Origin of the sequence: Moorena sp. SIO4A1 (genome assembly GCF_010672065.1) — a bacterium.
Lineage (GTDB): Bacteria > Cyanobacteriota > Cyanobacteriia > Cyanobacteriales > Coleofasciculaceae > Moorena.
On the sequence record NZ_JAAHHX010000876.1, the window covers coordinates 1 to 1,221 of the forward strand.

At 39.5% G+C, this 1,221-nt stretch carries 1 protein-coding gene; it reads right to left on the bottom strand.

Annotation, left to right across the window (positions count from 1 at the left end; genetic code table 11):
* The coding region (locus F6K53_RS43705) for a transposase (protein WP_293087042.1) at positions 1-984 on the bottom strand (984 nt) is incomplete at its 3' end.
* Positions 985-1,221: the final 237 nt, after the last annotated feature.

Here is a 1,221-nt window from a genome sequence, read left to right on the forward strand (position 1 = left end):
CGTAGGCCACGCTACGCGAACGGCTTTGTTTGATAATATTGACAGAAATTGACCCCAACCAGCGTCCAATACAGATTTAGCCATTTTAGTTTTGGCCAAACCTTTAATATTTAATTTCTCATGAGCAATTAGATCGTGGTCATCTAATAACCATTTAGCTGTTTTGAAGTGAAAATCTTTCCTGGTATCAGCTACCTTTTTGTGAGCTTTCCCTAGTTTCCTCACAGCTTTCTTTCTATTATTGCTGCCTTTTTTAGACCTGCTGACAGTTTTCTGGATTTTCTTTAATCGTTTTTGAGCTTTCCGATAGTACTGGGGGATTGGTACCTCTGTCCCGTCGGACTTGATCAAAAATGATTTGAGACCCATGTCTATACCAACGGGATTTGATACTTGTTCGATCGGGATTATTTCAGGTACTGTATCATCCTGTAACGACAAGGTCACGTAGTATCCATCAGCTTTGCGTGTAACTGTGGCAGTTTTAATCTTGAATCCGTTTGGAATTGGCCTATGGTAAACCATTTTTACCCATCCAAACTTGGGAAGGTTTAACTTGTTTCCCTGAATAGGTTTTTTAGAAAAAGCAGAGAAAACTAAAGACTTATACCTGCTTTTACTCTTGAACCTAGGTTTACCACTTCTTCTACCATTGGAGTCCCCCTTTAAAAACCTTTTAAAAGCAAGATCGACCCTCTTGACGCAATCCTGCAAAACATTAGCATGGATAGCTTTATACCAATATCTGTCTTTTTTGAGTTGAGGTAGAGTCCTTTTCTGAGAAAAATAATCAGGATTGTCTCGTAACTCAGGTAAATGACAAACAAGAGGACAGGAGTTAATGGAACAACGGTTCTGTTCATACCAGTTAAACCTATCAGCAAGAAGGTAATTGTATTGATGCCTGAGCATGTCAAGCCATCTTTCAATTTCTGTCTCTTGTGACTTCGTCAATCTTAGTCTGTATTGATACGCTGTTCTCATTGACTTCTCCTGTTTTTCGACCTACTATAAGTAGAACATTCGTAGTAACAATTGTCAATCCAGATGAAAAGTCAAAAACTTGTAGTTAGAGTTACCGAATTTGAAAAAAGGCAATTACAAGAAGAAGCCGACAGGAGAGGAATGACCTATTCCGAGTTACTCAGAAGCTTTATAGCTCGCCTCCCCCTCCCGTGCATACTCTGTGCAAAATTCCTCTCTGGAGACGAAACCTGATTG